This window comes from Bacillus sp. D386 (assembly GCF_006346415.1).
The window spans coordinates 295,569-321,071 of the sequence record NZ_VEMV01000002.1; the positions used below are offsets into that span (position 1 = coordinate 295,569).

23 protein-coding genes are annotated in these 25,503 nt (G+C 36.9%); 6 read left to right on the top strand and 17 right to left on the bottom strand.

Going from position 1 to position 25,503, the window contains the following annotated elements:
• Positions 1-183: 183 nt before the first annotated feature.
• Positions 184-2,934: a phosphoenolpyruvate carboxylase gene (gene ppc, locus FHY45_RS06450; RefSeq protein ID WP_139891202.1), complete on the bottom strand. Its 2,751-nt coding sequence runs from the start codon at positions 2,932-2,934 to the stop codon at positions 184-186.
• A 472-nt stretch (positions 2,935-3,406) separates the two neighbouring features.
• Here ppc and FHY45_RS06455 point away from each other — a divergent pair, with 472 nt between their 5' ends.
• On the top strand, positions 3,407-4,117 hold the full coding sequence (locus FHY45_RS06455; protein ID WP_066100201.1) for a DsbA family oxidoreductase: 711 nt from the start codon (positions 3,407-3,409) through the stop codon (positions 4,115-4,117).
• Between the two features lie 130 nt (positions 4,118-4,247).
• On the opposite strand, the gene FHY45_RS06460 is transcribed toward FHY45_RS06455, so the two are convergent.
• From FHY45_RS06460 to FHY45_RS20870, 6 genes are all read right to left on the bottom strand, one after another.
• Positions 4,248-4,916: an EAL domain-containing protein gene (locus FHY45_RS06460; RefSeq protein WP_077247933.1), complete on the bottom strand. Its 669-nt coding sequence runs from the start codon at positions 4,914-4,916 to the stop codon at positions 4,248-4,250.
• Between the two features lie 104 nt (positions 4,917-5,020).
• Entirely contained in the window at positions 5,021-5,674 is a 654-nt protein-coding gene (locus tag FHY45_RS06465) for a response regulator (protein ID WP_066100207.1), read from the bottom strand.
• Positions 5,675-5,908: 234 nt separating this feature from the next.
• Entirely contained in the window at positions 5,909-6,292 is a 384-nt protein-coding gene (locus FHY45_RS06470; protein ID WP_139891203.1) for a hypothetical protein, read from the bottom strand.
• A gap of 304 nt (positions 6,293-6,596) precedes the next feature.
• Positions 6,597-6,914, bottom strand: a complete 318-nt coding sequence (locus tag FHY45_RS06475; RefSeq protein WP_066100214.1) for a hypothetical protein — start codon at positions 6,912-6,914, stop codon at positions 6,597-6,599.
• 178 nt (positions 6,915-7,092) lie between these two features.
• Positions 7,093-7,455 carry a hypothetical protein gene (locus FHY45_RS20865; protein ID WP_257468940.1) on the bottom strand — a complete coding sequence of 121 codons (363 nt, stop codon included), beginning with the start codon at positions 7,453-7,455 and terminating at the stop codon, positions 7,093-7,095.
• 44 nt (positions 7,456-7,499) lie between these two features.
• A complete protein-coding gene (locus FHY45_RS20870) occupies positions 7,500-7,670 on the bottom strand; it encodes a hypothetical protein (RefSeq protein ID WP_225983674.1) in 171 nt (56 codons plus the stop codon).
• Positions 7,671-8,155: 485 nt separating this feature from the next.
• Between FHY45_RS20870 and FHY45_RS06485 the strand changes: the two genes are divergently transcribed.
• On the top strand, positions 8,156-8,671 hold the full coding sequence (locus FHY45_RS06485; RefSeq protein WP_180349931.1) for a LemA family protein: 516 nt from the start codon (positions 8,156-8,158) through the stop codon (positions 8,669-8,671).
• Positions 8,671-9,432 carry a TPM domain-containing protein gene (locus FHY45_RS06490; protein WP_066102243.1) on the top strand — a complete coding sequence of 254 codons (762 nt, stop codon included), beginning with the start codon at positions 8,671-8,673 and terminating at the stop codon, positions 9,430-9,432. The genes FHY45_RS06485 and FHY45_RS06490 overlap by 1 nt, the downstream gene beginning before the upstream one ends.
• Before the next feature lie 163 nt (positions 9,433-9,595).
• On the opposite strand, the gene FHY45_RS06495 is transcribed toward FHY45_RS06490, so the two are convergent.
• From FHY45_RS06495 to FHY45_RS06505, 3 genes are read right to left on the bottom strand one after another with little or no spacing between them, the layout of a single operon-like run.
• Positions 9,596-11,404: an ABC transporter substrate-binding protein gene (locus FHY45_RS06495; protein WP_373925451.1), complete on the bottom strand. Its 1,809-nt coding sequence runs from the start codon at positions 11,402-11,404 to the stop codon at positions 9,596-9,598.
• 47 nt (positions 11,405-11,451) lie between these two features.
• Positions 11,452-12,927 (bottom strand): ABC transporter permease, encoded by a 1,476-nt coding sequence (locus FHY45_RS06500; protein WP_139891205.1) that lies wholly within the window; start codon positions 12,925-12,927, stop codon positions 11,452-11,454.
• 14 nt (positions 12,928-12,941) lie between these two features.
• Positions 12,942-14,393: an ABC transporter permease gene (locus FHY45_RS06505; protein WP_373925463.1), complete on the bottom strand. Its 1,452-nt coding sequence runs from the start codon at positions 14,391-14,393 to the stop codon at positions 12,942-12,944.
• 202 nt (positions 14,394-14,595) lie between these two features.
• On the opposite strand from FHY45_RS06505, the gene FHY45_RS06510 reads away from it, so the two are divergent.
• The gene (locus FHY45_RS06510) at positions 14,596-16,320 is read left to right on the top strand and encodes an ABC transporter ATP-binding protein (protein ID WP_139891206.1); all 1,725 of its coding nucleotides are present in this window, start codon (positions 14,596-14,598) and stop codon (positions 16,318-16,320) included.
• A 230-nt stretch (positions 16,321-16,550) separates the two neighbouring features.
• Here FHY45_RS06510 and FHY45_RS06515 read toward each other — a convergent pair whose 3' ends face one another.
• From FHY45_RS06515 to lepB, 5 genes are all read right to left on the bottom strand, one after another.
• Complete coding sequence (locus FHY45_RS06515) at positions 16,551-17,540, bottom strand: Gfo/Idh/MocA family protein (protein WP_066100226.1); 990 nt, start codon at positions 17,538-17,540, stop codon at positions 16,551-16,553.
• Positions 17,541-17,614: 74 nt separating this feature from the next.
• Entirely contained in the window at positions 17,615-18,826 is a 1,212-nt protein-coding gene (locus FHY45_RS06520) for a phospholipase D-like domain-containing protein (RefSeq protein ID WP_180349911.1), read from the bottom strand.
• A 139-nt stretch (positions 18,827-18,965) separates the two neighbouring features.
• Complete coding sequence (locus FHY45_RS06525) at positions 18,966-19,397, bottom strand: YlbF/YmcA family competence regulator (RefSeq protein ID WP_066100229.1); 432 nt, start codon at positions 19,395-19,397, stop codon at positions 18,966-18,968.
• A 2-nt stretch (positions 19,398-19,399) separates the two neighbouring features.
• The gene (gene miaB / locus FHY45_RS06530; protein ID WP_139891208.1) at positions 19,400-20,938 is read right to left on the bottom strand and encodes a tRNA (N6-isopentenyl adenosine(37)-C2)-methylthiotransferase MiaB; all 1,539 of its coding nucleotides are present in this window, start codon (positions 20,936-20,938) and stop codon (positions 19,400-19,402) included.
• A 411-nt stretch (positions 20,939-21,349) separates the two neighbouring features.
• On the bottom strand, positions 21,350-21,904 hold the full coding sequence (gene lepB / locus FHY45_RS06535) for a signal peptidase I (protein WP_139891209.1): 555 nt from the start codon (positions 21,902-21,904) through the stop codon (positions 21,350-21,352).
• Between the two features lie 545 nt (positions 21,905-22,449).
• On the opposite strand from lepB, the gene FHY45_RS20875 reads away from it, so the two are divergent.
• Together FHY45_RS20875 and FHY45_RS20880 are read left to right on the top strand one after the other, a co-directional pair.
• The gene (locus FHY45_RS20875) at positions 22,450-22,647 is read left to right on the top strand and encodes a hypothetical protein (RefSeq protein ID WP_257468941.1); all 198 of its coding nucleotides are present in this window, start codon (positions 22,450-22,452) and stop codon (positions 22,645-22,647) included.
• 3 nt (positions 22,648-22,650) lie between these two features.
• A complete protein-coding gene (locus FHY45_RS20880; protein WP_257468942.1) occupies positions 22,651-23,010 on the top strand; it encodes a GNAT family N-acetyltransferase in 360 nt (119 codons plus the stop codon).
• A gap of 141 nt (positions 23,011-23,151) precedes the next feature.
• Here FHY45_RS20880 and FHY45_RS06545 read toward each other — a convergent pair whose 3' ends face one another.
• Both FHY45_RS06545 and tdh read right to left on the bottom strand, forming a co-directional pair.
• Entirely contained in the window at positions 23,152-24,330 is a 1,179-nt protein-coding gene (locus tag FHY45_RS06545) for a glycine C-acetyltransferase (RefSeq protein WP_066100241.1), read from the bottom strand.
• Between the two features lie 112 nt (positions 24,331-24,442).
• Positions 24,443-25,483 (bottom strand): L-threonine 3-dehydrogenase, encoded by a 1,041-nt coding sequence (gene tdh / locus FHY45_RS06550; RefSeq protein WP_139891210.1) that lies wholly within the window; start codon positions 25,481-25,483, stop codon positions 24,443-24,445.
• Positions 25,484-25,503: the final 20 nt, after the last annotated feature.

Below are 25,503 nucleotides of genomic sequence, written 5' to 3' on the forward strand. Positions count from 1 at the left end.
AAATAAGCAGTTTTTACCGTATAATTTTCATGTTTCCCTTAGGAAAACCTTTAAATTCGGAGAAAATTTACCTGTAAAATTTAATTTTTAATTTTTCACAATAAATTCAAATAAATGCTTTTACGCATCTCAAGAAAATAAAAAGAAGGATGACTCTACTGTCATCCTCCCTACCTTAATCAATCATCCTGTATTACGAAGACCTGCGGCTATACCATTAATCGTATGTAATACCTGAACAACTAATTGGGTATCCACTTCCTTTAAACTTCTTAGTTCTTTAATTAAGTGAACTTGAATGAAATTCAATGGGTCCACATAAGGATTTCGAAGACGAACTGAATCCTTAATATTCGGTGTTTGATCAAGTAATTCTTCATCTCCAGTTATCTCAAGCAGAACTGATTTGGTTTTGTTGTACTCTTCCACTATATCCTCAAATATCCGATCTCCAATTAAAGGATCTTCAACCAAATCAGCATATTCTTTCGCTGTTTTAAGATCTGCTTTCATTAATGCCATTTGCAAATTATCAATTGTGGATCTAAAGAATGGCCAATCCTGATACATCTCTTTCAATGTCTCTATATTGCCTTTTTCTTTATATGCGTATGTTGCTAGACCAGTACCGGAAGCATACCAAGCAGGAAATAACTGTCTGCTTTGTGTCCAGGCAAACACCCAGGGAATAGCTCGTAAATTTTCAAACTTATCACTGTTTTTACGAGCCATCGGTCTGGAACCAATATTCAGTTCACCAATTTCTTTTAGAGGTGTAGCTTGGTTAAAGTAAGTTAAAAAACCTTCATCCTTAAATACAAGTGACTGATATTTTTCATAAGAGATATCAGAGATACTTTCCATGGCGCGTACCCAGCTATCATCCCTTAAATGGCCTTGTTCAGAAGATTTCGAAACATTAGCAGCCGTTTCCAGAAGCGTTGACGTTGCTTGCTCTAAGGAACGATATGCGATGTCTTCTATTAAATAACGAGACGATAATACCTCTCCTTGCTCTGTTATTTTCACCCCGTCTCCCAGTGTTTCGAGCGGCTGAGAGAGAAGACTTCTGCTCAAAGGCCCGCCACCACGGCCAAGAGAACCACCACGGCCGTGAAAGAATTTTGTTGAAATATCATATTCCTTTGCCAATTCATGCAGTTCTATCTGTGCTTTATAAAGCTTCCAATTGGCGGTCAGAGTCCCCCCATCCTTACTGCCATCCGAATACCCCAGCATAATTTCCTGCTGGTTTTTCAGCTTTCTTAGATGCTCACGATAAACTGGCAGGTCAAACAATGCTTTTAAAATAGCAGGTCCGTTTGACAAATCTTCTATTGTTTCTAGTAATGGAGCTACATTCAAATCACTTTCAACTGTACCATCTGCATGAAGCTTATATAATCCCGCTTCTTTGGCCAATAATAAAACTTCCAGCAAATCACTTGCCGAACGTGTCATACTGACGATATAGACCCTAATGGATGCTTTTCCAAATTCTTTATGGGCCTTTTTGATTAATTTAAATACCGTAATAATTTCCTGCGTTTCCTTGGTATATTCTTCATTGTCTAGCAATAGCGGCCTTGGATCCATCAACAATTTTTCCAGCAGCTTTTCTTTTTCTGGCTCAGTCAAATTTGCATAACTGTCTGTAATCTTAATTTTCCTTAGGATTTCATCAATGGCACCTGCATGCTCATCACTATGATTTCGAATATCCAATGTTCCAAGGTGGAAGCCAAACAACTGAACCTGTCTAATTAATTTATGTAAAAGCTTTAACTGATGCCCTTTTGGATGATGCGTATCTATACTTTCTTTAATCATCAGTAGATCCTCAAGCAGTTCTTCCGATGTTTGATACCCTCGTTCATCATTAGCCACCATGCGGACACGTTCAACCATAATAGCCAATTTACGACGGTACGCTTCATTTTTGACAGGCCATTTTTTATCGTCGTTTATATATTTTGATTCTCCCAATTCTATCGATCTCATTATCTCATCACCAACTCTAATTTGGACTGTTGAGTGAGATAAACGTTTCATTAATTCAATTAAAGCCTTTTCATATTTTTTGAGAACTAATGCTCTGTGTCTATTTAGAGTTTCCCATGTAACAGCTGGGGTTACATACGGATTTCCATCCCGATCCCCTCCAATCCATGAACCGAATCGAAGAAAATTTGGCACATTCCAGATTTCACCGCTGTAATGTTCAGTCAATTTGTCTTCTACTTCCTGATGTATTTCGGGTATGACATCAAAGAAAATCTTATCAAAATAATACAATCCATTTCTGACTTCATCAATGACTGTTGGTTTCCTGTCCCTTAATTCATCAGAATGCCATAAAGTAGTAATCTCATTATAGAGGTCTTCTTTAATTTCCTTATATTCATTTTCGGTTAACATAGGATTATTAAGCGTTTTAAGGAGAAGTAATAATCTCTTTTGGATTTCTAATATAGACCGTTTAGCCGCCTCTGTAGGATGGGCAGTAATAATCAATTCCAGTGATATTCGTTCAAGAACATGCTGTATAATTTCACCACTAATATTTTTATCCTTCATAGATTGGATGGCTTTTTCAATTGAACCAGGCTGCTCATCGGAATTGTTCAGTTGATATTCACGCTTTCGTCGAATACGATGATTTTGTTCAGCTGCATTTATTAAGTGAAAATAAACGGAAAAAGCCTTAATAACTTGCATTCTTGTCTCTGGGCTAAGCATTTCTATTTCCTTTTTTAATGTATGATACGTCTCATCTTCCACGTGTAAACGAAGAGATTTACACATTGTACGAATCTTTTCAACGGTATTAAAAAGCTCTTGTCCACCCTGATAGATGAGAACCTCTCCTAGTATATTGCCTAGCAATTTTACTTCCTTGCGCAACGGCTGATTCGTATCCTGTTTTGTGACCACTCAAAAATCCCTCCCACTCTCTAACCAATAAATACTTCAAATATTTCGAGTATTTCTATTAATTATATATAACTATCTAAATAAATGACATTATTTAACTCAATTTCATTGTTTTATTGATAACCATGTATAAAGTGACATATCTCTTTCGCTTTTTAAAAAGGATTATTCCATTGTTGTAAAAGTCATTATAATCAAATAAAATAACTGTATTTATCAGGATTCCTTTGTAAATCCAATGCAGTATTCCTTTGTTCAAAAGCGGAAAATTTAATTAGTCCAGATACTCTGGTTGCAGCATTCATATATATATCAACATGTATAATATGTATCTAAGGCAAACTACATAGAGCAATTAAACTCCGAACTGTTACCCGATAAGACACACACCTGCAAGCATGTATATTGTCTTGCCCTATTTGAAAATGTATACTTTGAACATACAACCAGATAGACCAGGGAGGCTTGAAAAATGAGAGTTGATATATGGTTCGATTATGCTTGTCCTTTCTGTTATATAGGGAAACGGCGATTAGAAGCCGCCATAGCTGAATTCATATACAAAGATCAGATAGAAGTACATTTTCACAGCTATCAACTGCAGCCTGATGCTCCAAAGAAATCAAATTCAAATATTCATGAGCTTATTGCTGCTAAATATGGCACTACAGTTGACCATGCCAGAAAAATGAATGAACATATATCTGAACAGGCCCGCGAAGAAGGGATTATATTTCGCTTTGATTCAATGATTCCTACAAATACAACAGATGCTCACCGTCTTACCCACTATGCTAAGGAGTATGGGAAAAGCGAGGAGATGACTGAACGAATACTTAAAGCTTATTTTTCTGAATCACTGCATATAGGAGACCGCGCAACCCTTCTGAAACTTACAAATGAAATAGGACTTCCCGGACATGAAGTACTAGATGTACTTAACACGGAGCAATATAAACAACAAGTAAATGAGGATATACAAATAGCCGAACAAATAGGAGTTAAGGGAGTCCCTTTATTCGTATTCAATAATAAATATGCCATCTCCGGAGCCCAAAGCACTGAAACACTTAAAGAAGTGCTTCAGGATGTATGGGAAGAAGAATATGATATGGCATTAATGACCGCTTCAAACAAACAACATGTAAATGAATTTTGCACAGATGATGGATGCTTCGATTAAAATTGAATAAAACGCGAGAAGGCAATAGATCCTAATAGCCTTGCTCGCGTTTTTTATTTTTGGATAGATACTTTCCCTCAACTAAAAAGCCTCTTGTTCTATGCATAAGAACAAGGACCTAATTTACTAGTTAATTAGCGATTCTCCTAAGCTTTGTTTTTAGTTCATGTGCAGGCACAGGTTCTGAATATAAATAACCTTGGACTTCGTCACAGCGGATACTTTTTAGAAATGCCATCTGCTTATCCGTCTCCACACCTTCAGCGATTACTTTCAAATTTAGAGAATGTGACATCGAAATAATAGCAGAAATGATTTTACTATTACTTTCGAAATCATCAACAAAGCTTTTATCAATCTTTAAAGTGTCAACAGCCAATTGATTTAAATAACTAAATGAACTATATCCGGTTCCAAAATCGTCAATACTGACTTGTATCCCCATTTGACGGAGCTGTTGTAATAAATGATTATTTTCCTGTTTATCATGCATCATGATAGTTTCGATCACTTCAATACCAATTTCTTTCCCGGTTAACCCATATTCTTTTAATGCTTCTGCAAAAAATTCAACAAAGTCCTCCTGTGAAAAATGAATAACAGATATATTTATTGAAATAAGTTGAATATATATCCCTTCCCTTTTCCATACCTTAATTTGCTGGAATACTTGGCGGATAATTAACCTTTCAAGCGGTACAATAAGTTTGGCCTCTTCAGCTATCTTGATGAATACAGCCGGCGACATGAATCCATAGGTATAATAATGACTAAACAAAGATAGCTCACCTCTTTTCATTTCTAGCAGCCTAATCAATAATTTAGTGAGTATTAAAAAGAATCCCACTCTATTTATCGACCATTCTTGGGTGAAGTTCAATCGACTATTTCATTCCTATTTATTTAATTCACTAAAGAATATATATAAGCCATCAATTCTGAACGGTTATTTACTTTAAACTTTCTGTATAGCTGACTTACATAATTCTTAACTGTACCATTAGATAAGAATAAATAGTGGGCTATTTGTTCATTTGTATGCCCTTCTGACAACAGTTTAATAATGTCATGTTCCCGATCGTTCAGGTTAATTCCCTGTTTCTCCAGTTTAATTGGTATTGGCGATGATGGTTCATTTTGTAAATACATAATTAAATTCTTTTGAATAATAGAGGGCAGTACGATATGCCCATTCACGCATTGCCTAATTGAATAAAGAAGATGCTTCGTTTCCACATTTTTTAAAATATACCCGGTTGTTCCCTTTTTGATACTATCGATGATTTCATCTTCATTTGTATCCGCTGCAAGCATGATTACTTGACTAGAAGGATAGGCATTTTTAATGATTGCTAAGGCTTCATTCCCTCCATTTGGAGGAAGATTGCTATCAAGGAGTATTACATCTGGTTTTTGCTCAGACATCATTTTTATAAGACTATCAGTATCTCCAGCACAACCTGTCATTTCAAAGTCATGTTCATCCTTCAAAATCATAAATAATCCATCACGAATAATGGCCTGACTCTCTCCTATAAGAATATTTATTTTACTCATACATTCCACATCACTTCTTACCCTTCGTTACTGGATTATTGAAAAGTTTTATACACTTTACCTATTTGTAATTTTTGGTAAAACAAGTCTATAGTCCTAGTATAATAACAAGTTTTGTCGAAGTATATACTTTTTTCCTAAGTATTCCTAGTATTGTAAAATAAACTAAGAGCCTCATTCCCTAAAAAGGAAATGAGGCTCTTATAAAGATCAGAAAAATAATATGATTAGTTATTAATAGATGGATTTACGCTGTGGTATGTATCTATGAAGTATATGGATTCCTCCAAAGTTTCTTTTTTTAGATGATCTCATATACTCAGCATATAAAGTTTGGGCACGTTCTGAATAATATTCCCGATAATCTTCATGCAATTCCGCATTAATATAATTCATAATTTTTATGTACTGTCTCTTTATCCTTTTTGCATCTTTAGATAATTGAATCATCTTCTCAAATTCCATCAGATAACCTTGAACCAAAAGTACATTCCCGGCTACATTTAATAAAACATCAAGTTTTTGATCCGGATTATCCATATAGGGTACCTGTGTACTTATCCTGCTTCTATTTTTATGTAAACTCTTTTCGTGTGAATGAATCAACAAATCTTTCATCCTCCCTGCTTTAGAGTTTTTCCAATTCCATAATACCAAATATTCTGACTAATTTATATTTTTAGTATAAATCGTTACCTACGGATATGAAAAGATGCCCAAAGTCATTTTAATATTTAAGGAAGATAAGCCCTTTTACTTATTTATCTAACTAATAATCATGAAATTTTTATCCTTCTAGAAGAATATCTGTGGGCAGCTGTATTATTACATTGCTATAAATTTAATTCATTATTGCACGTGCTATAATATATTTTTGTTATTTATTATCCAGTCGGTGCTTATCATATCTATTTATATCCAATTATTCAGCTGATTTATCCAATTGTTTCTTAATTTGCTTAAGCATCTCTTTAAATACCTTTACATCGTTTTTCGGAATATCCTCTTCCCCATAACGAGATCTTTCATATATTTCGCTTAATTGACGATTCAGCTCATCATTATTTAAATGAATCCGGTTCAGCCAATCACGGAATAATTCTCCAAACTTTCTTTTATGTATACCCTTCATATCCCTTTCAAATTTATAAACTAGCATTCTGATCGGTATATTTGAAGGAGGATTATGCTGAGCTCTATTGTCTTTATTTCGTTTTATTTGTCCCAGCCTCTTTAACATTAACTATTTATCTACCTTACGTTGTGATTATATGTTTGTTTTTGTTTGTTTACCGGGATACATGATGCAATAAAGATGATAACAGCCAACCCATATGCCATATGTAGGCAATGCCCTCTGAAGTCTCCTGATTACGAATTCCAATCGCATTGTATGCCCAAACAAAGACAAAGGGATATCAATAATTCGATTCCTTAAATTTAAAGATAATCGCCAGTCCTGTACCAACCACAAGCATAATAGCTGTCCATATCTCACCGGATAAACCAAAGCCGTCCCACCCATATTCTTTCAATACATAAGCTACATTAACAATTGTCGCAACACTAATCCATCCAAGATTGATTGAAAATGGTGCGATGTCTAATAAGCCAGGATTGCTATTTTTCATTCGCCTATACAAGATGATCAAACTGATTAAATAGGTAAACATAACAGCAAGACTAGCTATGAAATATTCATAATGCCAGGTCAGGATCCACGTACAGTTCAATAGCCCGCTTAACATAAATATAATGCTAGTATTTGTATAAACAGGCAATCCTCGACGCTCCCCTGGATACTGTCGAATAATCCATATACCTATTAAAATATTAAAGACCAGATAGAAAATGCGTAACCTGCACGTGTGATTAATACATCAATTCGATTTGATATTTCTCCTGTCGTCTGACCGTTGATTGGCAGCAAGTTAGCCAAAGCATTAATAACCACAATTAAGATAAAGACAAGAGTATTTAACTCCCGTCTAATCATAAACAACCCCTTCCAAGAATAAGATAGTCAATATATTCCTCAATTCACAACCCTTTAACCATTTAATACAATAGCCAGGTTATCACCTAGAACTTGGAGAATAGTTCAACAAAACTCTTCCTATACTGTTTAGATAATAAATGGCCGACAGTACTCTGTCGCATTTTATTCAATTGGCTTCAACTTGCTTGCAAATTATTATCTGATTTAGACTGACCTCTCTTTAACATTTCTCTTTACTATACTAACCTGACAATTTGGCAAGAATATTAATTAAAACATTCTTTTTATTAGGTAAACCCCATTATAATTAGGAAATGAAGCCTTTCAACTAAGATTGCTTTTTTATATTTAGGGGTATGATGATTAATGAAACTTTTTCACCCATCAAACGTTATATAGTGTAAGAAAGGAGTGCAAAAATATTGAAAAGAGGATCAATCATATTACTTGCTGGGGTTGTGGTTATTGGCATTATAATCGCTATGTTTGCTTCGAGTTATAATGGCTTTGTGAACGCAGAAGAGAATGTCGATAAAGCTTATTCCCAGATCGACAACCAATTACAAAGAAGGATGGACTTAATTCCTAATTTAGTTAATACCGTTAAAGGGTATGCCGAGCATGAAGAAGCCGTTATAAATGATGTCTCAACTGCTCGTGCAAATCTTGCCGGTGCTAATACACCGCAGGAACAAGCAACGGCCAATGATGAACTTACAGGTGCATTAAATCGACTATTAGTTGTTGTTGAAAACTATCCTGATCTGAAGGCCAATCAAAGTTTCCAGCAATTAATGGATGAACTGGCCGGTACTGAAAATCGGATTGCTGTAGCAAGACAGGATTATAATACGGAAGTATCCACTTATAATAAAAAAGTGAAGCAATTTCCCGGTGCCTTGATTGCCGGATTATTTAATTTTGATAGCAAGGAATATTTTAAAGCTGCTGATGGCGCAGAGCAGGCACCGACAGTAGATTTTAATGGAACTGAATGATGTTTAAAAGAATTCTCCACTCAATGGCGACTTTCTTATTCTTATTGGTCAGCTTGATTGGAAGTCCAGTGTCCGCAGCTGTTCCCAAACCACAAGGGGATATTTACGTTCAGGATTTCGCCAATCTATTAGATGACAGTGAGAAACAACAGTTGATTCAGTTAGGTCGTACATTGGAAGATCAAACAAAAGCCCAAATTGCTGTGTTAACCGTAAATACTTTAGATAATCAAACACCTGAAGAATACGCACTGGATGCCTTCCGTACATATGAGCTAGGTGATAAGGAACTTAATAATGGTGTCCTTTTATTAATAGCGAATAAGGATAGAAAAGCCCGTATTGAAGTTGGATACGGTCTTGAAGGGGCATTGCCTGATGGAAAGGTTGGCAGAATATTGGACACGTATACTATTCCATATATGCAATCTAACCAACCTAACGAGGCTGTCATCAATACGTATAAGGAATTATTTAATGTCGTCTCTCAGGAATATCAACTAAATGAATCAACCGATTCGAAAGCTTATGTCTCCGAAGTAAATAATGAAGGCGGTATGGCGACCTGGAAAAAACTATTAATAGGAGCTGCACTTGTTACATTTATCATTATTGATATGACTTTCTTTGGTGGTACATTTACTTATATGCTTCTTCACATTCTGTCTGCATTTTCAAGGAACGGCGGAGGTCGTGGAGGTGGAAATCGCGGCGGCGGTGGCGGTTCATCTGGCGGCGGCGGGGCTTCGAGAGGCTGGTAAATTATAAATACCTATAACTAATCAATACCATAATTGAACCCGGCGATAGAAAATCAGTTTGTTTTCCTTTCCCAGTTTCGTATTTTGTATATACAGAATATATTCTTAATCAGTCATACTGAACAAAAAAGAATCCTTTTCGGGATTCTTTTTTTGTTTCTATTTACTTTTCAGAGCGATAGGCTTCTAAAGCTTTTTTGACTTTTTCAGCATCAGGGGATAATTCGTTACCTGTATCAACAAGCGGGCTGACGGTTGAAATAGCCTTTGCTTTATCGCCTTTATAGAATTGAATGAACTCATCCTGATTAATGGAATAAAGAACTGCCTTTCTTAAGTTCTCACTTTGTGCAACATCACGATTTTTCGTGTTAAATAACAAGTAAGAAACGGCATTACTCTGGATGCTTTGTAGTTTCATCTTGCTGTCTTCCTTAAGAATATCAAACTTTGTTTCTGGTACACCGGATAGCATGTCGATTTCACTGCTTCGTAGTGCACTAAATGCGCTATCAGGGTCTTTGATAAATCGTACGGAAACTCTATTAATATATGGTTCGTATTCTCCCCCTTCCATATAAGCAGGGTTCTTTTGGAATACAGCTTCATAGTCATTTTTGTACAGCATTATATAAGGTCCGCTTGTATATAACGTGTTATTATATTGGCTGCCCTCGGTTACCGTACTTTGATCTCCATAAGGGATATCTTTCTTGACATCGAAAGAAGCTACATCATAAGTATTGATGCTTTCAACTTGTTTTTTCGAAACAATTCCTGCAGATTGGTGGGCCAGATAATTCAACACCTGTGGGAATGGCTCAGTTGTTGTCATTTTTACGACTTGATACATCCCATTTTTTTGATCGGCATCCTCTTTTACTTTGACTAGTCCCGTTATTTCACTTTCCAGATCTTTATTAAGAGCGTCCTTTACGGTGCCTTTCTCATTGGAAAGCTTCACTGATTCAAGGCTCGCCACGTCCTCAACGATTTCTACTTTCTTGATATGCTCATGCAAGCTGTATGTTCTGTGGTCCGGTACGGAATCTTTGTCTTTCGCACGATTCAAGGAAAATATGACATCTTCTGCTCCGACTCTTTCACCTGAGTCAACTGCCTTTTTATTTTCTACTTTAGCAAACCGAATGTCATTTCTGAGTACAAAATAATATTCCGTATTTCCTTCAGCAATGGCATGATTCAACGATAAGGATGCATCCGAGGTGATTTTATCATCGTCAGTCAAATTCACCAAACGTATATACATATTCGTATTCAATTGGTTGATGGAACCATCATTCCCTTTGATTGGATCAAGAGAAGTTAGCGTAGACATCGACTGTGTCAATTTCAAAGGTTCCTTATCACGCTTTGTAGTATCGGCAAAATCAATTGAATCCCACGCCAAGGCCCGCGACTTCGACAAACGTACGGATTTTTCCTTTAATATATCTGTATTAACCGCTTGATTTTTGTTGGATATATACAAAGGAGCAATATAAGCCTTTTCAAATACAAGGTGGTCTTCTAACTCTTTGTAGGTTCCTTTATATTCTTCTGGAGTTTGAGTAGATGCTTTATTAATCAATTTATCCAATTTAGGATCTGATATAATGCTATAATCCCCTCCTGTTATAAACAACGATCGCACCGCATAATCCGGATTACCCGTAACTGTGGTCCAACTCGACATAGACACATCGAAATTGCCTGCATCTTCCTGTGCTTTAAAGCTTCCGAAATCCGGTTGAAGATTCAATTTGACTTCAAATCCATTTTTCGTAAGTTGATCACGAAGAATATTTACATCTGACTCGTTGGCACTCGTACTCAATATTTCAATCTCAATAGCTTCCTTTTTTTCACCATCATTAACTTTATTACTTACATCATCTTTTGTTTGGACTGTGCATGCGCTAAGAACCAATAAGAATACAAGCAATAACGGCATAAATCCTTTTATCTTCAAAATAACTCCCCCAAATGATTCATATTTGATAAAGCTTCTTTTCATAATCAGGATGATCGATCAAGCTTAGGATCAAGTGCATCCCTCAGACCATCCCCAAGAAAATTGAATGACAACACAAGCAAAACGATTGCTACTCCAGGAAAAATAGCAAGATAAGGATTAGATTCCAAGTAGGCGCTTCCAATTCGCAAAATATTTCCCCATTCTGGTATATGTGGTTCAACCCCAAGTCCAAGATAACTTAAGCTGCTTGTCGATATGACAGCTGCACCTATTGTTAAAGTGGATTTCACGATCATAGGAGCCATGGAGTTAGGGATGATATGTTTGAAAATGATGGCACGATCCTTTACTCCAAGAGCCCTCGAAGCCTCTACAAATTCATAATTAGAAACCTGGAGCACATTAGCGCGCATCGTCCTGGCATATGTAGGAATAGCCCCTACGCTTAAGGCGATAATCAAATTAACAGTATTAGCTCCAAAGGCAGCAATGATTGTAATCGCCAGCAAAATACCTGGGATAGCATATAAAATATCTAAAAGCCGCATGATGATATTATCAGTATGTCTGCCATAATAGCCTGAGATGGCACCTAGGAATCCTCCGATCAATACAGGAATAAGGGTAGCCAGGAAACCAACAATGAGTGATATTCTAGCACCGAATACAAGCCTGGAAAAAACGTCCCTGCCGAAATTATCCGTACCGAATGGATAAACGAGACTCGGAGATTGCAAGATTGCTCCGTAATTATTTTCGATTGCAAGACTCATTTCAAAAGTAAACATACTGCACACTGAAATCATGAACAGAAAGATGATAAAAAACAAACTCAGCATCGCTGCAAAATGCTTTGATAACCTTTCCCATATTGATTCCCACTCTGTCTTAACACCATACTGCAGATTTCTAGCCCTTAGTAGGATCGTTATTCCAAACACTAGAGAAAACAGATTTCCGGTAAGGGTGCTCAACAGAAAGAAAATAGCGACAACGATGGATGCCTTCTTATGCAGTCTCCCTTTCAGGAGCAACAAAACACCTAACAGATGGAACAATGTTATCGCAATCAAGGTAGCCATTCCTGTCATAAAACTGTTTGACACATACGGTTTAAACAAATTAAGGGCAGAAACACCTATTACAAAGCAATCAACCAATAGCATATAAATTCCAAGAGAGTAATAGAAATTTTTCTTCTTTTTAATCAAGATCAACGCAGCTGCTGTCAAAAAGACATTCCCGCTGAATAGACTTGCCAGTTGAATAATCCCCAACCTCCTGGTAATAATCGAAATATCTCCTTTTTCCAGTAAGTCTATTTTCATTCTCCTCAGCAAAATGCCCTGTATGGCAGTAAAGCAGGTATAAATCCCAAACATCCATAAGAAAAATCCTCTACTTTCCATACTTTTGAAATCATAGACATTTAGCAGAAAAATGATTGTAAGTATCAAAGAAATACCTAAAGCGAACTTCGCCTGTCTATATTCCTGTGAAGCTTTTAAACTATTCATTTCATACACCTGCTTTAGTATTGTTTCATCTTATGCCGAATCCGCGGATCAAAGAATGCATACAAGATATCGATGAACATATTAACAATAGAAATGATAATGGCTGTATAGATGACAGCGCCCATTACTGCCGGCACATCCGGTATAAATTGTTTATCGACAATATAACTGCCCAGACCGCTGATATTAAACACTTTTTCTGTGACTGCTGCCCCTCCGAGCATTCCTCCAAATTGTAGTCCTATCACCGTAATAATTGGGATAAGAGCATTTGGTACTGCATGTCTCATGACAACTCTTTTTCCACTTAAACCTTTTGCCCTTGCCGTCAACATATAATCTTCATGTATGACTTCAAGTGTCGATGACCTGGTCATTCTGGCAACTGCAGCTGTCAGTCCTGTTCCAAGTACCACGACAGGCATGATTAGCGAAAGCCAATTGTTAGCACGATACGTTGCAGGTAGCCATTCTAAATGAACCGAGAAGCCCAATATGAAGATCAGCCCTTGCCAGAAACTCGGAATTGATAGTCCAAGCAAGGCAATTAACATAAAAGAATGATCAAAGATTGTATTCCTTCTGATAGCCGAAATGATTCCGGTTGGTAATGCGACCAGTACTGCGAGCAATAAAGAAAAGACGGCGATCGTCAATGTAATTGGAAACTTACGCATAATGGAAGATATCACGTCTTCATTTCCAGCAAAAGAACTACCTAGATCAAAAGTGAAGATTCCGATTATGGTGTCTCGTAATTGAATAAAGTAGGGCTGATCCAATCCATGCAAAGTATTGAATGCGGCAATCTGCTCCTTCGTTGCCGTTTCTCCCAATATGTTAGCAGCAGGATTGAACGGTGAAATATACAAAATCGTAAAGACAAGTATACTTACACCCAAAACAACGAAAATAGTCATGATTAAACGTTCCATCACGTATTTTACATAAGGGTAACTAAAGATAAACATCAATATGTACATAAAAAAACCAGCAATGAAGGAAATGAAGAAGAACCACCTTTCGCGGAGCAATACAGAAAATACATCCTCGAACTGCATCTTCCCTTTCCACGGTTCACTATCATCGCGAGTCGAAGAGACCATTAACTCTGATATATAGACATTTAATCGATGCTCGGCAAGTTGGGTTGCTTTTTGCTCAATCTCCTTATCGTCTACTTTCTTGTCAAAGAAATCCCGCTTTTTTCTAAGCTGATCCTGATAGTCCTTCTTAAAAGCAGTGAAATGGCCAGAATCGATAAGGGATTGCTTTAGCTCTGCTTCTGCAGCTGTATAACTACCTTTGTTTCTTTTGAAAAGATAATAAAACATAACAATTAAAAAGAGCGGAGCCCCCAAAATCAGGAGGAAACTTTTATATGCAGAGTTAGCCATCATTTTCCTAAAAATTTGATCTATCCTCTGTACAAAAGAATGGTTCCCCTTCCACTCCTGCTCATTAATCAATAATATCCCCTCCTTTTTTCCTTCAGCGTTTAGCCGAATACATATAATCATTCGTATAAACAAAAGATTTAAGAATAATTGCACTTTTCCGAGTGGTATAGTATATTTTATTTTAGCAATTGGTAAAAGTCAACAGTACGAGGAAATATATCCATTAGTCTTTTTTGGACCAATATGATGATTTGGCAGGTGTCTTTTGATGAATTCATTATTGCAAGTGCAACACTTATCGGTATCTTTTGAACAAGAAGAACAGGAATTTCAAGCTGTACAAAATATCAGCTTTTCACTTAATAAAGGAGAAACCTTAGGAATTGTCGGTGAATCAGGCAGTGGTAAAAGCGTCACTGCACGTTCAATCATGCAGCTGTTACCAGTGAGCGCCAGACGAAAGAACGGAACGGTTCTCTTTAACGGAAAAGATATTGGGAAATACTCAGAAAAAGAAATGGAGGTCATTCGTGGACGCGATATCGGAATGATATTCCAAGATCCAATGACATCTTTGAATCCGACCATGAAAATCGGAGATCAGATTGCAGAAGGATTAATAAAACACGAAAATCTATCCGATAAACAAGCCAAAAACCAAGCGCTCGATATGTTGGAATTGGTCGGTATTAAGGACAGCGAAATTCGCTATGAACAGTATCCTCATGAATTTTCTGGGGGAATGAGACAGCGGGTAATGATTGCAATAGCATTGGCATGCCGACCGTCTTTGCTAATAGCAGATGAACCTACAACTGCTCTTGACGTCACCATTCAGGCGCAAATCCTTAATCTAATGAAGAAGATGCAAGAAAAGTTCGGAACTTCAATCATTTTAATCACGCATGACTTTGGTGTAGTAGCTGGAATGTGCGACCGAGTAGCCGTCATGCAAAACGGGGAAATTGTAGAGACTGGTTCGACAGAGAAAATCTTTACCTCACCCACTCACCCTTATACAAAGAAGTTACTTCATGCACTTCCGAAACTAAATGAAAAGAAGAAATTGAAACCGGTACCTAATATAATCAGAAATACTGAAGATGTCCCGTTGCTGGAAGTGCGCAATCTTAAGCAATACTTCGATATTGGCAAAGGCAATACAATAAAAGCAGTAGATGATATTTCTTTCAGTATTAAAGCTGGGGAAACATTAGGAATCGTCGGCGAATCAGGAAGCGGTAAATCCACTACCGGACGCTCAATCCTTCAATTACATACCCCTACCGGAGGGGATATTCTTTTTAAAGGTATGGCGCTAAACGACTTTTCTCCTAATGAAATGCTCATCATGCGGCGTCATATGCAAATGATCTTTCAAGATCCTTATGCTTCTCTCAATCCAAGGATGCGGGTATTGGATATCATAGGTGAAGCACTGGATGTCCATCATCTCGCCACCAATAAATCAAATCGAAAGAAACGGGTTGAGACTTTGCTTGATATGGTTGGTTTGGATCTTGCATTCGCGATGAGATATCCGCATGAATTCTCTGGAGGGCAAAGACAACGAATCGGTATCGCCAGGGCATTAGCAGTCGACCCTGCCTTCATCGTGTGTGACGAGCCATTATCAGCCCTCGATGTCTCCATCCAAGCACAGATCGTTGAATTGATGGAAGATTTGCAACAACGGCTCGGTCTCACCTACCTGTTCATCGCTCATGATCTTTCCATGGTTAAACACATTAGCGATAGGGTAGCCGTCATGTATAAAGGAAAAATAGTAGAGTTGGCCGAAAGTGAAGAATTATATTCTAACCCTCAGCATGATTACACAAAATCGTTATTGGCCTCGATCCCTATCCCGGATCCAAAGATTGAAACACAAAAAAGAAAAAATGATGGATCAATTAAAACAGAGAAAAGAGAGTATAATGTTGAAAACACAAAACTAGTGGAAGTGTCTGCCGGACACTGGGTTGCCATTTAGCCTTAATCATTGGTTTGAAAACTTAAAGAGGCATCCAAGATCCTGAATGCCTCTTTCCACTTCTTTGTTTTTTACATAACCAGCTCTTCCACAACTGGATACACAAACTGGAAATTTTGCTCGTCTGGCAGTATATAGTAAGTATAATCAATGTTGATCTGTCTAAACTCTTCTTTCATATACTCACAGAAAAAACTTATGTTTCGCACTTAACAGACCTCAATTAAAAGTTACAACTTAACAATACTTTGATCTTTGATTGATTTATAACAAGCTTCAATTATTTTCATATTTTGCACGGTATCCAATGGCGTATATGCTGGGGTTTGATCGTTAAGTATACATTCTGCAAAATGATCCACTTGCATCATATATTGATCACACATAATCACTTCTTTTCGGGTCTCCCCTCCGCTTTTAACCAATAATTCCCCTTGATGTCCAACAAGATCTGGACGATAAGCATTTCTGCATATAATCTCTCCTAGAGTGCCAACCACGCGGTATTCATTTCGATTAGTCATTTCAAAACTGCAATCAAACATCGCTCGCACACCATTATCCATCGTCATATGCGCTGTGGTAGTTAAGTCTACATCATAAGGATTATTCAGATCTGCAAAGCCCATTATTTCTATTGGTTCAGCTCCTAAAATATGCCTGATAGCATGGATATTATAACAGCCAACGTCATATAGGGCCCCTCCCCCTTTTTCCGAAGATAAACGAATATTATCCTCATCATCACTTAATAAAAACGAATGACTGGCATACATATACTTTACCTCGCCTATTTCTCCCGTTTTAATAATATCTTTTACACGTTTATGTTGGGCATGAAATTGGTACATGAACGCTTCCATCATTTTCACACCATAACGCTCACACGCATTCATCATTTCAATTGTTTCTGCCTCTGTCAAAGCAGCTGGCTTCTCAACCAACACATGTTTACCAGCTTTTGCTGCTTCCATTGTCCATTTTGCATGCAAATGATTTGGTAATGGAATATAAACAGCTTGTATTTCAGGATCCGCTAATAATTCTTCGTATGAATCATATGTCCTCGGAATCTCCAAGCTTGCAGCCACATCTTTAGCCTTTTGACTTTGGCTGGCAATCGCTGTTGCCTCTCCATGGACAGAACGTTTAATGGCGGGAATCACTTGAGTTTGCCCAATATCTGCCGTACTTAAAATACCCCATTTTATTTTTGGCATTCTTATTTCTCCTTTCCAAAGTCCTAAAAAAAAACGGATCATTACAATGATCCGTTTCTTAGAAGTTACTTCTATTATAGATAATAATGTACGTATTTGGCAATTTTCATCAGTATTTTATCTTTCATTTTAAGGTTATCAAAATAATCTAATTTAATTTCCTTTGAATCCCCGAGATCTACATCTAATTGTTTTTGAACCGTTTGACTAAATGGTGATGATTTCATAAATAAAGTCATTTCATCATTCAACCTAAATGAACGTGAATCGATGTTGACTGTTCCAATCATTAATCTTTCATGATCTACCAGGACAACCTTCCCATGGAAAATTCCTTTATCATATTGGTATACCTTCATTCCGTTTTCGAGTGCTTCTCTGACAAAAGGATACGCAGCCTGGGTTAACATTAATCCATCTGAATGTTTGGGCCACATGATGATAACCTCCACATCACGTTTTCTTGCCCGTTTTAAAGCATCCATAAAATCACGATTATCTGGAATAAAATAGGGGGTCGCAATGATAATTTGTTTTTTTGCCGCATCGAATTCTTGAATAAAATCCTCAACCAAGCCAAATCCACTTGAATATACCTTCAAATAATGATTGGTTTCTCCTTTTTCCAAGTCAACCTTATGTATGGGTGCAGAGTTACCTGTATTTACCTTCCAATCCTCGCAAAATTGTTGTTCAAAGTCCTGAACACCCTCACCTGTCATACGGATCTGATAATCATGCCATGTATTCTTTGTATATTTTTGTGCTACATTAAGTCCGCCTGTGTATCCGATTTTCCCATCTATCACAGCTATTCGACGATGATTTCTATGCTGGATGGAGTACCAAATATGAGGAAAATGAGGATCATTGCTATAGGTTATATGCACCCCTGCTTTTCTCAGTTCATCAAACCAATCATTCTTACCCTTTAAAGAGCCTGCTCGGTCTACCGAATAATAAACTTCGACTCCTTGATTCGCCTTTTTCTTCAATAAATCGAAAAATGCTTCGCTTGCTTCACCGCTACCAATTGAAAAATAATGAATATACACATATTCCTTAGCCTCTAAAATATCTTTTGAAAACTGAGGATAAAAAGTTTTCCAATCCGTGTACAATCCAAAATTACTGTTACGAATTGGATAGGTATGAGGTTGGCTACCTGCTTCCGCCGCTTCTCTTCCCGCTTTAATATCATAATTCACCCATACTAAAAGCAAGCCTATAAAGGTACTAAACAGTAAAAGACCGTTAATGAAATATATAATTATTTTTTTCAGCATCCTGACTGTCCTTTGAATGGAAGACAAATTACATCTTCCTTTTTGCTTAGTATGTGTAAATGAATCCATATTATTAAATAAGTAAAAAAGCCACACATCACACCTTTTTAATAAAGGAGTAATGTATGGCTTTCTAAAATTAGCAGCTATGGCTGTGAGAATTATTTTTTACTTTTGAGCCAGTTTCCCCACGTAACAAATCACCATTAGTTGCTTTAATGATTTCATCTGTCACTGTATTTGAGATGACATTAGCTACCATCTGCAGAAGATCATTAACTTCCATCTGCGATTGTTTGAATTCCTGGACAATCGGAATTTCATCCAATTCACGTTCTACCTTCGCTAATTTTTCCTCTGTCTTTTTAAAGGCTTCTGTCTTTCCATAATGTTGGAAGTTGACCGATTGCTTTTGTAACCCCTTGATTACTGACATTAACTCAGCTACATTTTTATTTTCATTGATTTGTGCTTCCGCTCGTTTAAAGAAATCAACTTCATTAGTCGTTGAGATCATTTTAGCCAAGTCTTTTGCTTTGTCAATAATTTGTTCTTTCGTGTAGTTCCCCATTTTTAAACTCCCACCTCTACCTCATTTGTTTCTTCCACATACTCACCATCAAGTGACCATGTTTTAGCATTTGTAATTTTTACTTTTACAATTTTACCGATAACAGATTTTGGAGCTCTAAAGTTAACCAATTTATTTTTAGTTGTATAACCCGCCAGTACATCCGGATTATTTTTACTTTCCCCTTCAACTAAAACATCGAGAATTTGGCCTTTATATAATTGATTCTTTTTGTTGGCTGTTTCGTTTACCAGTGCATTCAAGCGTTGAAGACGCTCTTTTTTGACTTCCATCGGAACATTATCCTTCATTTTTGCGGCTGGTGTACCTTCACGCGGAGAATAAATAAATGTATAAGCCAAGTCATATCCAACTTCTTGATAAAGAGACATCGTTTCTTCAAACTGTTCGTCCGTTTCATTCGGATAGCCAACTATAATATCAGTTGTCAGTGTGACGTTAGGGATTGCTTCCTTGATTTTACGAACCAATTCCAAGTATTGTTCACGAGTGTATTTACGAGCCATGATTTTTAAGACATCATTATTACCGGATTGAACAGGCAAATGGATATGATCCATCATGTTTCCGCCCTTAGCCAGAACTTCAATCAAATGATCATCAAAATCACGAGGGTGACTTGTCGTGAAGCGCACACGCGGGATATCGATTTTACGAATTTCTTCCATTAAATCGCCTAGACGATAGTCGATATCTTCAAAGTCCTTACCGTATGCATTTACATTTTGCCCAAGCAATGTGATTTCCTGATATCCTTGAGCAGCCAGCTGACGAACCTCCTGAATGATATCTTCAGGTCTGCGGCTCCGTTCCTTTCCACGTGTAAATGGAACAATACAGTACGTACAGAACTTATCACAGCCATACATAATATTAACCCAAGCCTTGATGTTTCCTTTTCTTACTTTTGGAAGGTTCTCAATAATATCCCCTTCCTTGGACCAAACCTCAATAACCATTTCTTTGGACATATATGCTTCCATCAGTATTTCCGGTAAACGATGGATATTATGTGTTCCAAATATCATATCTACAAAGGCATGCTTTTGTAAAATTTTATTCACAACAGATTCTTCCTGTGACATACATCCACATACACCAAGCAATAAATCAGGCTTATTTTTTCTCAATGCTTTTAAATGGCCAAGTTCACCGAACACTTTATTTTCAGCATTTTCTCGAATGGCACATGTATTCAATAAAATTACATTGGCATCCTCCACGCTGTCAGTTGGTTCATATCCAAGAGCTAAAAAGATACCGGACATAACTTCAGTATCATGCTCATTCATTTGGCAACCGTACGTACGGATATAAAACTTGCGTCCTTCACCCATACCACGGAATTGTTCATTAATATTAAAATCCTTATGATAATTAATCGCTTCTTTTCCGCGTTTCTTAGCATCTTTTAAGGATGGTGGCATGTAAACCGTTTCAAAATACTTGCTATAATCTTTCTCTTGCTTTTTGTCATTTTTAACAGCGGTCGTTGTATCCAATCGTTGCTGCTCGTTCATATAAATCCCCTTCCATGTATCCACACTTATTGATTAAATCTATATATATTATTAAATAGACCAAACCACTCATAAACACAATTATAAAAGCACTAAACTCAAAAATAACAATTACAAACTGTATTGCAATCATTTTTAAAACTATCTTTGTCACATTCATTTAGTATAATGGTTTTGGGCAAATTTCTCAATATGAAGTGTAAAATAGCCTTTTTTGGGATAAACATGCAGATAAAAATACCTGTACAGGCATATATACAATTTTTTTGGTTCTTCCTATTACTTAAGAGCATTTGTCTTTCTAAACAATCCCTAAATCAATCACATATGTCTCCAAAAAAATGTTTGTCTGCGTTATACCAATGTATTCTTTGATATAAGGCAGACAAACATCCTCCAACACTATTCATGTTACTTCGCAAAACCAATATCACTTATTGGCCAAATGCGCAGTTTCACTTCACCAATAATTCGATCCATCGGCACAAAACCAAATATCCTGCTATCTTTACTGTACAAGCGATTATCTCCAAGAACAAACATTTGTCCCTTTGGAACTTTTTGTTTACCTGTCAAATTCTTCAATGTAAAATCTTCAGTCAGACGTTCCCTCTCTAGTAAATCCTTCTTAAATTCCACCAGATAAGGTTCATCAACCGCTTTTCCATTGATATATAGAACATCATTCTTCATCTCAACAGTATCTCCTGGAAGACCAATTACACGTTTTACATAACTATCAGATGAATCTGTTGCATGAAATACGACCTCATCAAAACGGTTAATCGTTGTCATTTTACTTAAGATAACCCGATTTCCATCCTCGAGACTGGGAAGCATAGATTCTCCCCTCACTGTAGTTGGCGTAAAAACAAACTGACGCATTAAAGTCACAATAACAATTGCCAATACGACAGATTTAAACACTGACATAGCTTCTTTTCCTATATTTATTTTATCATTCATAAACCGTACTCCTTTAACCTAATTCATGTACACCCGCTCTGTTCTCTTCTTCATTCATTCCCTTACAAAGAAAAATACAAACGTGTTGGATGTATAAGACGTACAATGTCAATGAGCTAACAAGCCTTTATGTTCTATCATTCTTAATGAATTTTCTGTACCACTTAAAGACTGTTGGAGAATAGCAAAAAAACAGATAGCGCAATAGGACAATTACATAGAAAAAATAATAAAGCCACCTGAATAGGATTACCTAGTGAATCAACGACAAGTTTCCCCCCACTGCTTTTTCTTCATTTTGTTCATTGAAACTACTTTCAGAGATATCGACCCTAAAGGTTACTCATCCTAAGTAATTAAACAAGCGAGAATCCTTTTAAATACTATTTGTAATTTTCAAATATTTGGTTTTGGGATATAGTTATACTATTAATAAACAGGAGTTGTGGATATGACCGCGCATATGGCAGTAGATGTTTTGTTAACCAACAAATAATCTGAGGGAGTGTATCTCCGACTGCACCCCTTATTAAAGGGAGAAAAACATGAAACAATTTTTTGATAACTATTTATCAGGTAAAACAGTTTTATTGAAACAAATGGAACCACATCATTTTGAGCGCTTTGCTGAAATTGAAAATGAAAATAGTACACTATTACTTGCAAATGATGATATTCCATTTCCATTAACAGCTGAAGATCACACAAATTTTTTCAAAACGATTAGTGGGAAAAAAGAATAGTTTATGTTTGGTATTTTTGAGAAAGAATCAAATGAACTTATTGGATCATGTGGTGTATTCGCAATTAACTGGAAGAATAGCACGTGTTTTGTTGGGATATCCATTGGCAACGAGTGGCACAATAAAGGCTTTGGCACAGATGCTATGAATACATTAATTTCTTTTGTTTTTAATTACATCCATATCCATAAAATCAAACTTCAGGTGTTCAGTTTTAATACCAATGCTATCCGCTCTTACGAAAAATGCTATTTTAGTAAGGAGGGTACATTACGAAATGAAATCTTCAGATTTGGGTCATTCCATGATGTACATGTATATGGTTTACTGAGAGAAGAATGGAACAAGCGACAGACTAACTAACTAAAAAAAGCATTAATTCACGTCCTTCATGAATTAATGCTTTTCTGTATTACTATTAACTTGTTAATTAGAGATATCTGAAGTTCCCTCTAAGTAGCCTATTATTTTAAATAACTATTTTCGAAAGACCATTCATACAGTTTATTTAATAATCCCCAGCTCTTTACCAGCCTTTTCAAATGCATTTAATGCTTTAGCCAGCTCCTCTTTGGAATGTTCTGCTGTTACAATGGTCCTGACACGTGCATGACCCTTTGCAACAGTTGGGAATGCAATCCCCTGAGCAAATACACCATATTCCATTAATTTATTAGACAGCTTATTTGTCAAAGCCTCATCCCCAACGATAATGGGAGTGATCGGTGTTTCGCTTTTTCCGGTATTAAAGCCCATAAATTCTAGTCCTTCTTTGAAAAACTTTGTATTCTCCCACAAACGCTCAATTAATTCCGGTTCTTCCAATAATACATCAATTGCTTCTATATTAGCCATTGTCACTGCAGGCGGGTGTGATGTACTAAATAAGAAAGGTCTGCCTTTATGAATTAAATAATCAACCAATGTACGGCTGCTTGCCACATATCCTCCAAGAACCCCTATAGCCTTGCTTAACGTACCTACCTGAATATGAACACGTCCATCCAAACCGAAGTGATTGACGGTTCCACGCCCATTTTGGCCAAGTACTCCTGAGGCATGCGCATCATCGACCATAATAAGTGCATCATATTTTTCTGCTAACTCCACAATCTCGGGTAGCGGTGCGATATTGCCATCCATGGAAAAGACACCATCTGTTACAACTAAGCGTTTACGATAGGATTGAGTCTCTTTCAGGACATCCTCCAAGCTGTTCATATCGACATGCTTATAAACACGGCGTGTAGCTTTTGTTAGTCTTATTCCATCGATTATGGAAGCATGGTTTAATTCATCCGATATAACCACATCTTCCTGTGTAAGAATCGCGGATAGAACTCCTTGATTCGTTGTAAATCCAGATTGAAATACTAAAGCCGCTTCCGTATGTTTAAATTTCGCCAACTTCTCTTCTAACTCTATATGCATATCCATGGTACCGGCAATTGTACGTACCGAACCTGTTCCCACTCCATATTCTTCAATGGCATCAAGCGCTGCATCCTTTAAACGAGGATGTGAAGTCAATCCAAGATAGTTGTTAGATGATAATTGAATCAAATTTTCCCCATTAATCTTAACTTTTGTACCTTGTTCTGATTCCAGAGGAATTAATGGATGGAACAAACCTGTTCCTTTCATTTCGTCTAATTCTGTTTGCAAGTATTCAAACCCCTTCAAATCGCTTCCTCCTCATCCAATTGTTTACCTTATATTCCTTCTATTCCCTATATTTTTGCATTATATCAATAGTATTGAATAAATTTATTACTCTTCCTCATTCAGCACCCTTTTACGGCAGTAATATCACTTTTCCACACTCACCTTTGATCATAAGGTCAAAGCCTTTTTCATACTCTTCTAAAGGGAACTGATGGGTGATTAATGGTTTAACATCAACCTGCCCTGATTCCAGCAATCGGGAAACCTGCTGCCACGTTTTAAACATTTGTCTCCCTGTAATTCCTTGAACGGTTATCCCCTTAAAAACGATATCATCAGTAATATTGAGAGGCACAGGCTTAGAGGGTAAGCTTAAAATAGAAAACCTGCCTCCATTCGTAATCATTTTAAATCCTTGATCGATGGCTATAGGATGACCACTCATTTCACAAACAATATCAACCCCATTGCCACCCGTTAAATCATAAACTGCCTGAACAGGATCTGTCTTCGATGAATTAATCATCACAGTAGCGCCCAATTTACCCGCTAGCTCTAAACGGTAATCATTAAGATCTAACGCAATGACCTGTGAAGCCCCAGCTGCTTTTGCCACTCCCACTGCCATAATACCAATTGGACCGCAACCGATAATAGCGACCGTTTTCCCGACTACTTCACCTGACAATACGGTGTGGACCGCATTCCCCATAGGCTCCTGTATAGAAGCTACATCTATAGGCATATCTACAGGATTTTTCCAAAGATTAGATGCCGGTAAAGCTACATATTCAGCAAAACACCCCTGTGTATCAACCCCAATTATCTTTGTGTTTTTACATATATGATATTGTCCCGTCATACATTGAGGGCAGATTCCACAAACTAAATGTGTCTCAGCGGAAACATAATCACCTATCTGGAAATCCTGTACTTTATTTCCCACTTCAACAATCTCTCCTGAGAATTCATGCCCAAATGCATAAGGAGGATTAACCCTATGTTGAGACCATTCATCCCAAGTATAAATATGGACATCCGTCCCGCATATGGACGTCGCCTTTACTTTAATCAACACTTCATCCTCTTTGATAGAAGGAATATCAATCAATTGGAGTTCTGCTCCATAACCTCTTTTATGTTTTACAACCGCTTTCATTTTTCCATCCACCGTATACACACTCCTGTCTA

What these genes read in the sequence shown, in the direction of transcription:
- FHY45_RS06475 (WP_066100214.1), bottom strand. Translation starts at nt 6,914, where the DNA reads ATGTTAAAGAGGCTGGGACAAATAAAACGAAATAAAGACAATAGAGCT.
- FHY45_RS06515 (WP_066100226.1), bottom strand. Translation starts at nt 17,540, where the DNA reads ATGCCAAAAATAAAATGGGGTATTTTAAGTACGGCAGATATTGGGCAA.
- FHY45_RS06455 (WP_066100201.1), top strand. Translation starts at nt 3,407, where the DNA reads ATGAGAGTTGATATATGGTTCGATTATGCTTGTCCTTTCTGTTATATA.
- FHY45_RS06485 (WP_180349931.1), top strand. Translation starts at nt 8,156, where the DNA reads ATGTTTGCTTCGAGTTATAATGGCTTTGTGAACGCAGAAGAGAATGTC.
- FHY45_RS06520 (WP_180349911.1), bottom strand. Translation starts at nt 18,826, where the DNA reads ATGCTGAAAAAAATAATTATATATTTCATTAACGGTCTTTTACTGTTT.
- FHY45_RS20870 (WP_225983674.1), bottom strand. Translation starts at nt 7,670, where the DNA reads ATGATTAGACGGGAGTTAAATACTCTTGTCTTTATCTTAATTGTGGTT.
- FHY45_RS06510 (WP_139891206.1), top strand. Translation starts at nt 14,596, where the DNA reads ATGAATTCATTATTGCAAGTGCAACACTTATCGGTATCTTTTGAACAA.
- FHY45_RS20875 (WP_257468941.1), top strand. Translation starts at nt 22,450, where the DNA reads ATGAAACAATTTTTTGATAACTATTTATCAGGTAAAACAGTTTTATTG.
- FHY45_RS06465 (WP_066100207.1), bottom strand. Translation starts at nt 5,674, where the DNA reads ATGAGTAAAATAAATATTCTTATAGGAGAGAGTCAGGCCATTATTCGT.
- FHY45_RS06525 (WP_066100229.1), bottom strand. Translation starts at nt 19,397, where the DNA reads ATGGGGAACTACACGAAAGAACAAATTATTGACAAAGCAAAAGACTTG.
- FHY45_RS06490 (WP_066102243.1), top strand. Translation starts at nt 8,671, where the DNA reads ATGTTTAAAAGAATTCTCCACTCAATGGCGACTTTCTTATTCTTATTG.
- lepB (WP_139891209.1), bottom strand. Translation starts at nt 21,904, where the DNA reads ATGAATGATAAAATAAATATAGGAAAAGAAGCTATGTCAGTGTTTAAA.
- FHY45_RS06460 (WP_077247933.1), bottom strand. Translation starts at nt 4,916, where the DNA reads ATGAAAAGAGGTGAGCTATCTTTGTTTAGTCATTATTATACCTATGGA.
- FHY45_RS06470 (WP_139891203.1), bottom strand. Translation starts at nt 6,292, where the DNA reads ATGAAAGATTTGTTGATTCATTCACACGAAAAGAGTTTACATAAAAAT.
- miaB (WP_139891208.1), bottom strand. Translation starts at nt 20,938, where the DNA reads ATGAACGAGCAGCAACGATTGGATACAACGACCGCTGTTAAAAATGAC.
- FHY45_RS06500 (WP_139891205.1), bottom strand. Translation starts at nt 12,927, where the DNA reads ATGAATAGTTTAAAAGCTTCACAGGAATATAGACAGGCGAAGTTCGCT.
- FHY45_RS20880 (WP_257468942.1), top strand. Translation starts at nt 22,651, where the DNA reads ATGTTTGGTATTTTTGAGAAAGAATCAAATGAACTTATTGGATCATGT.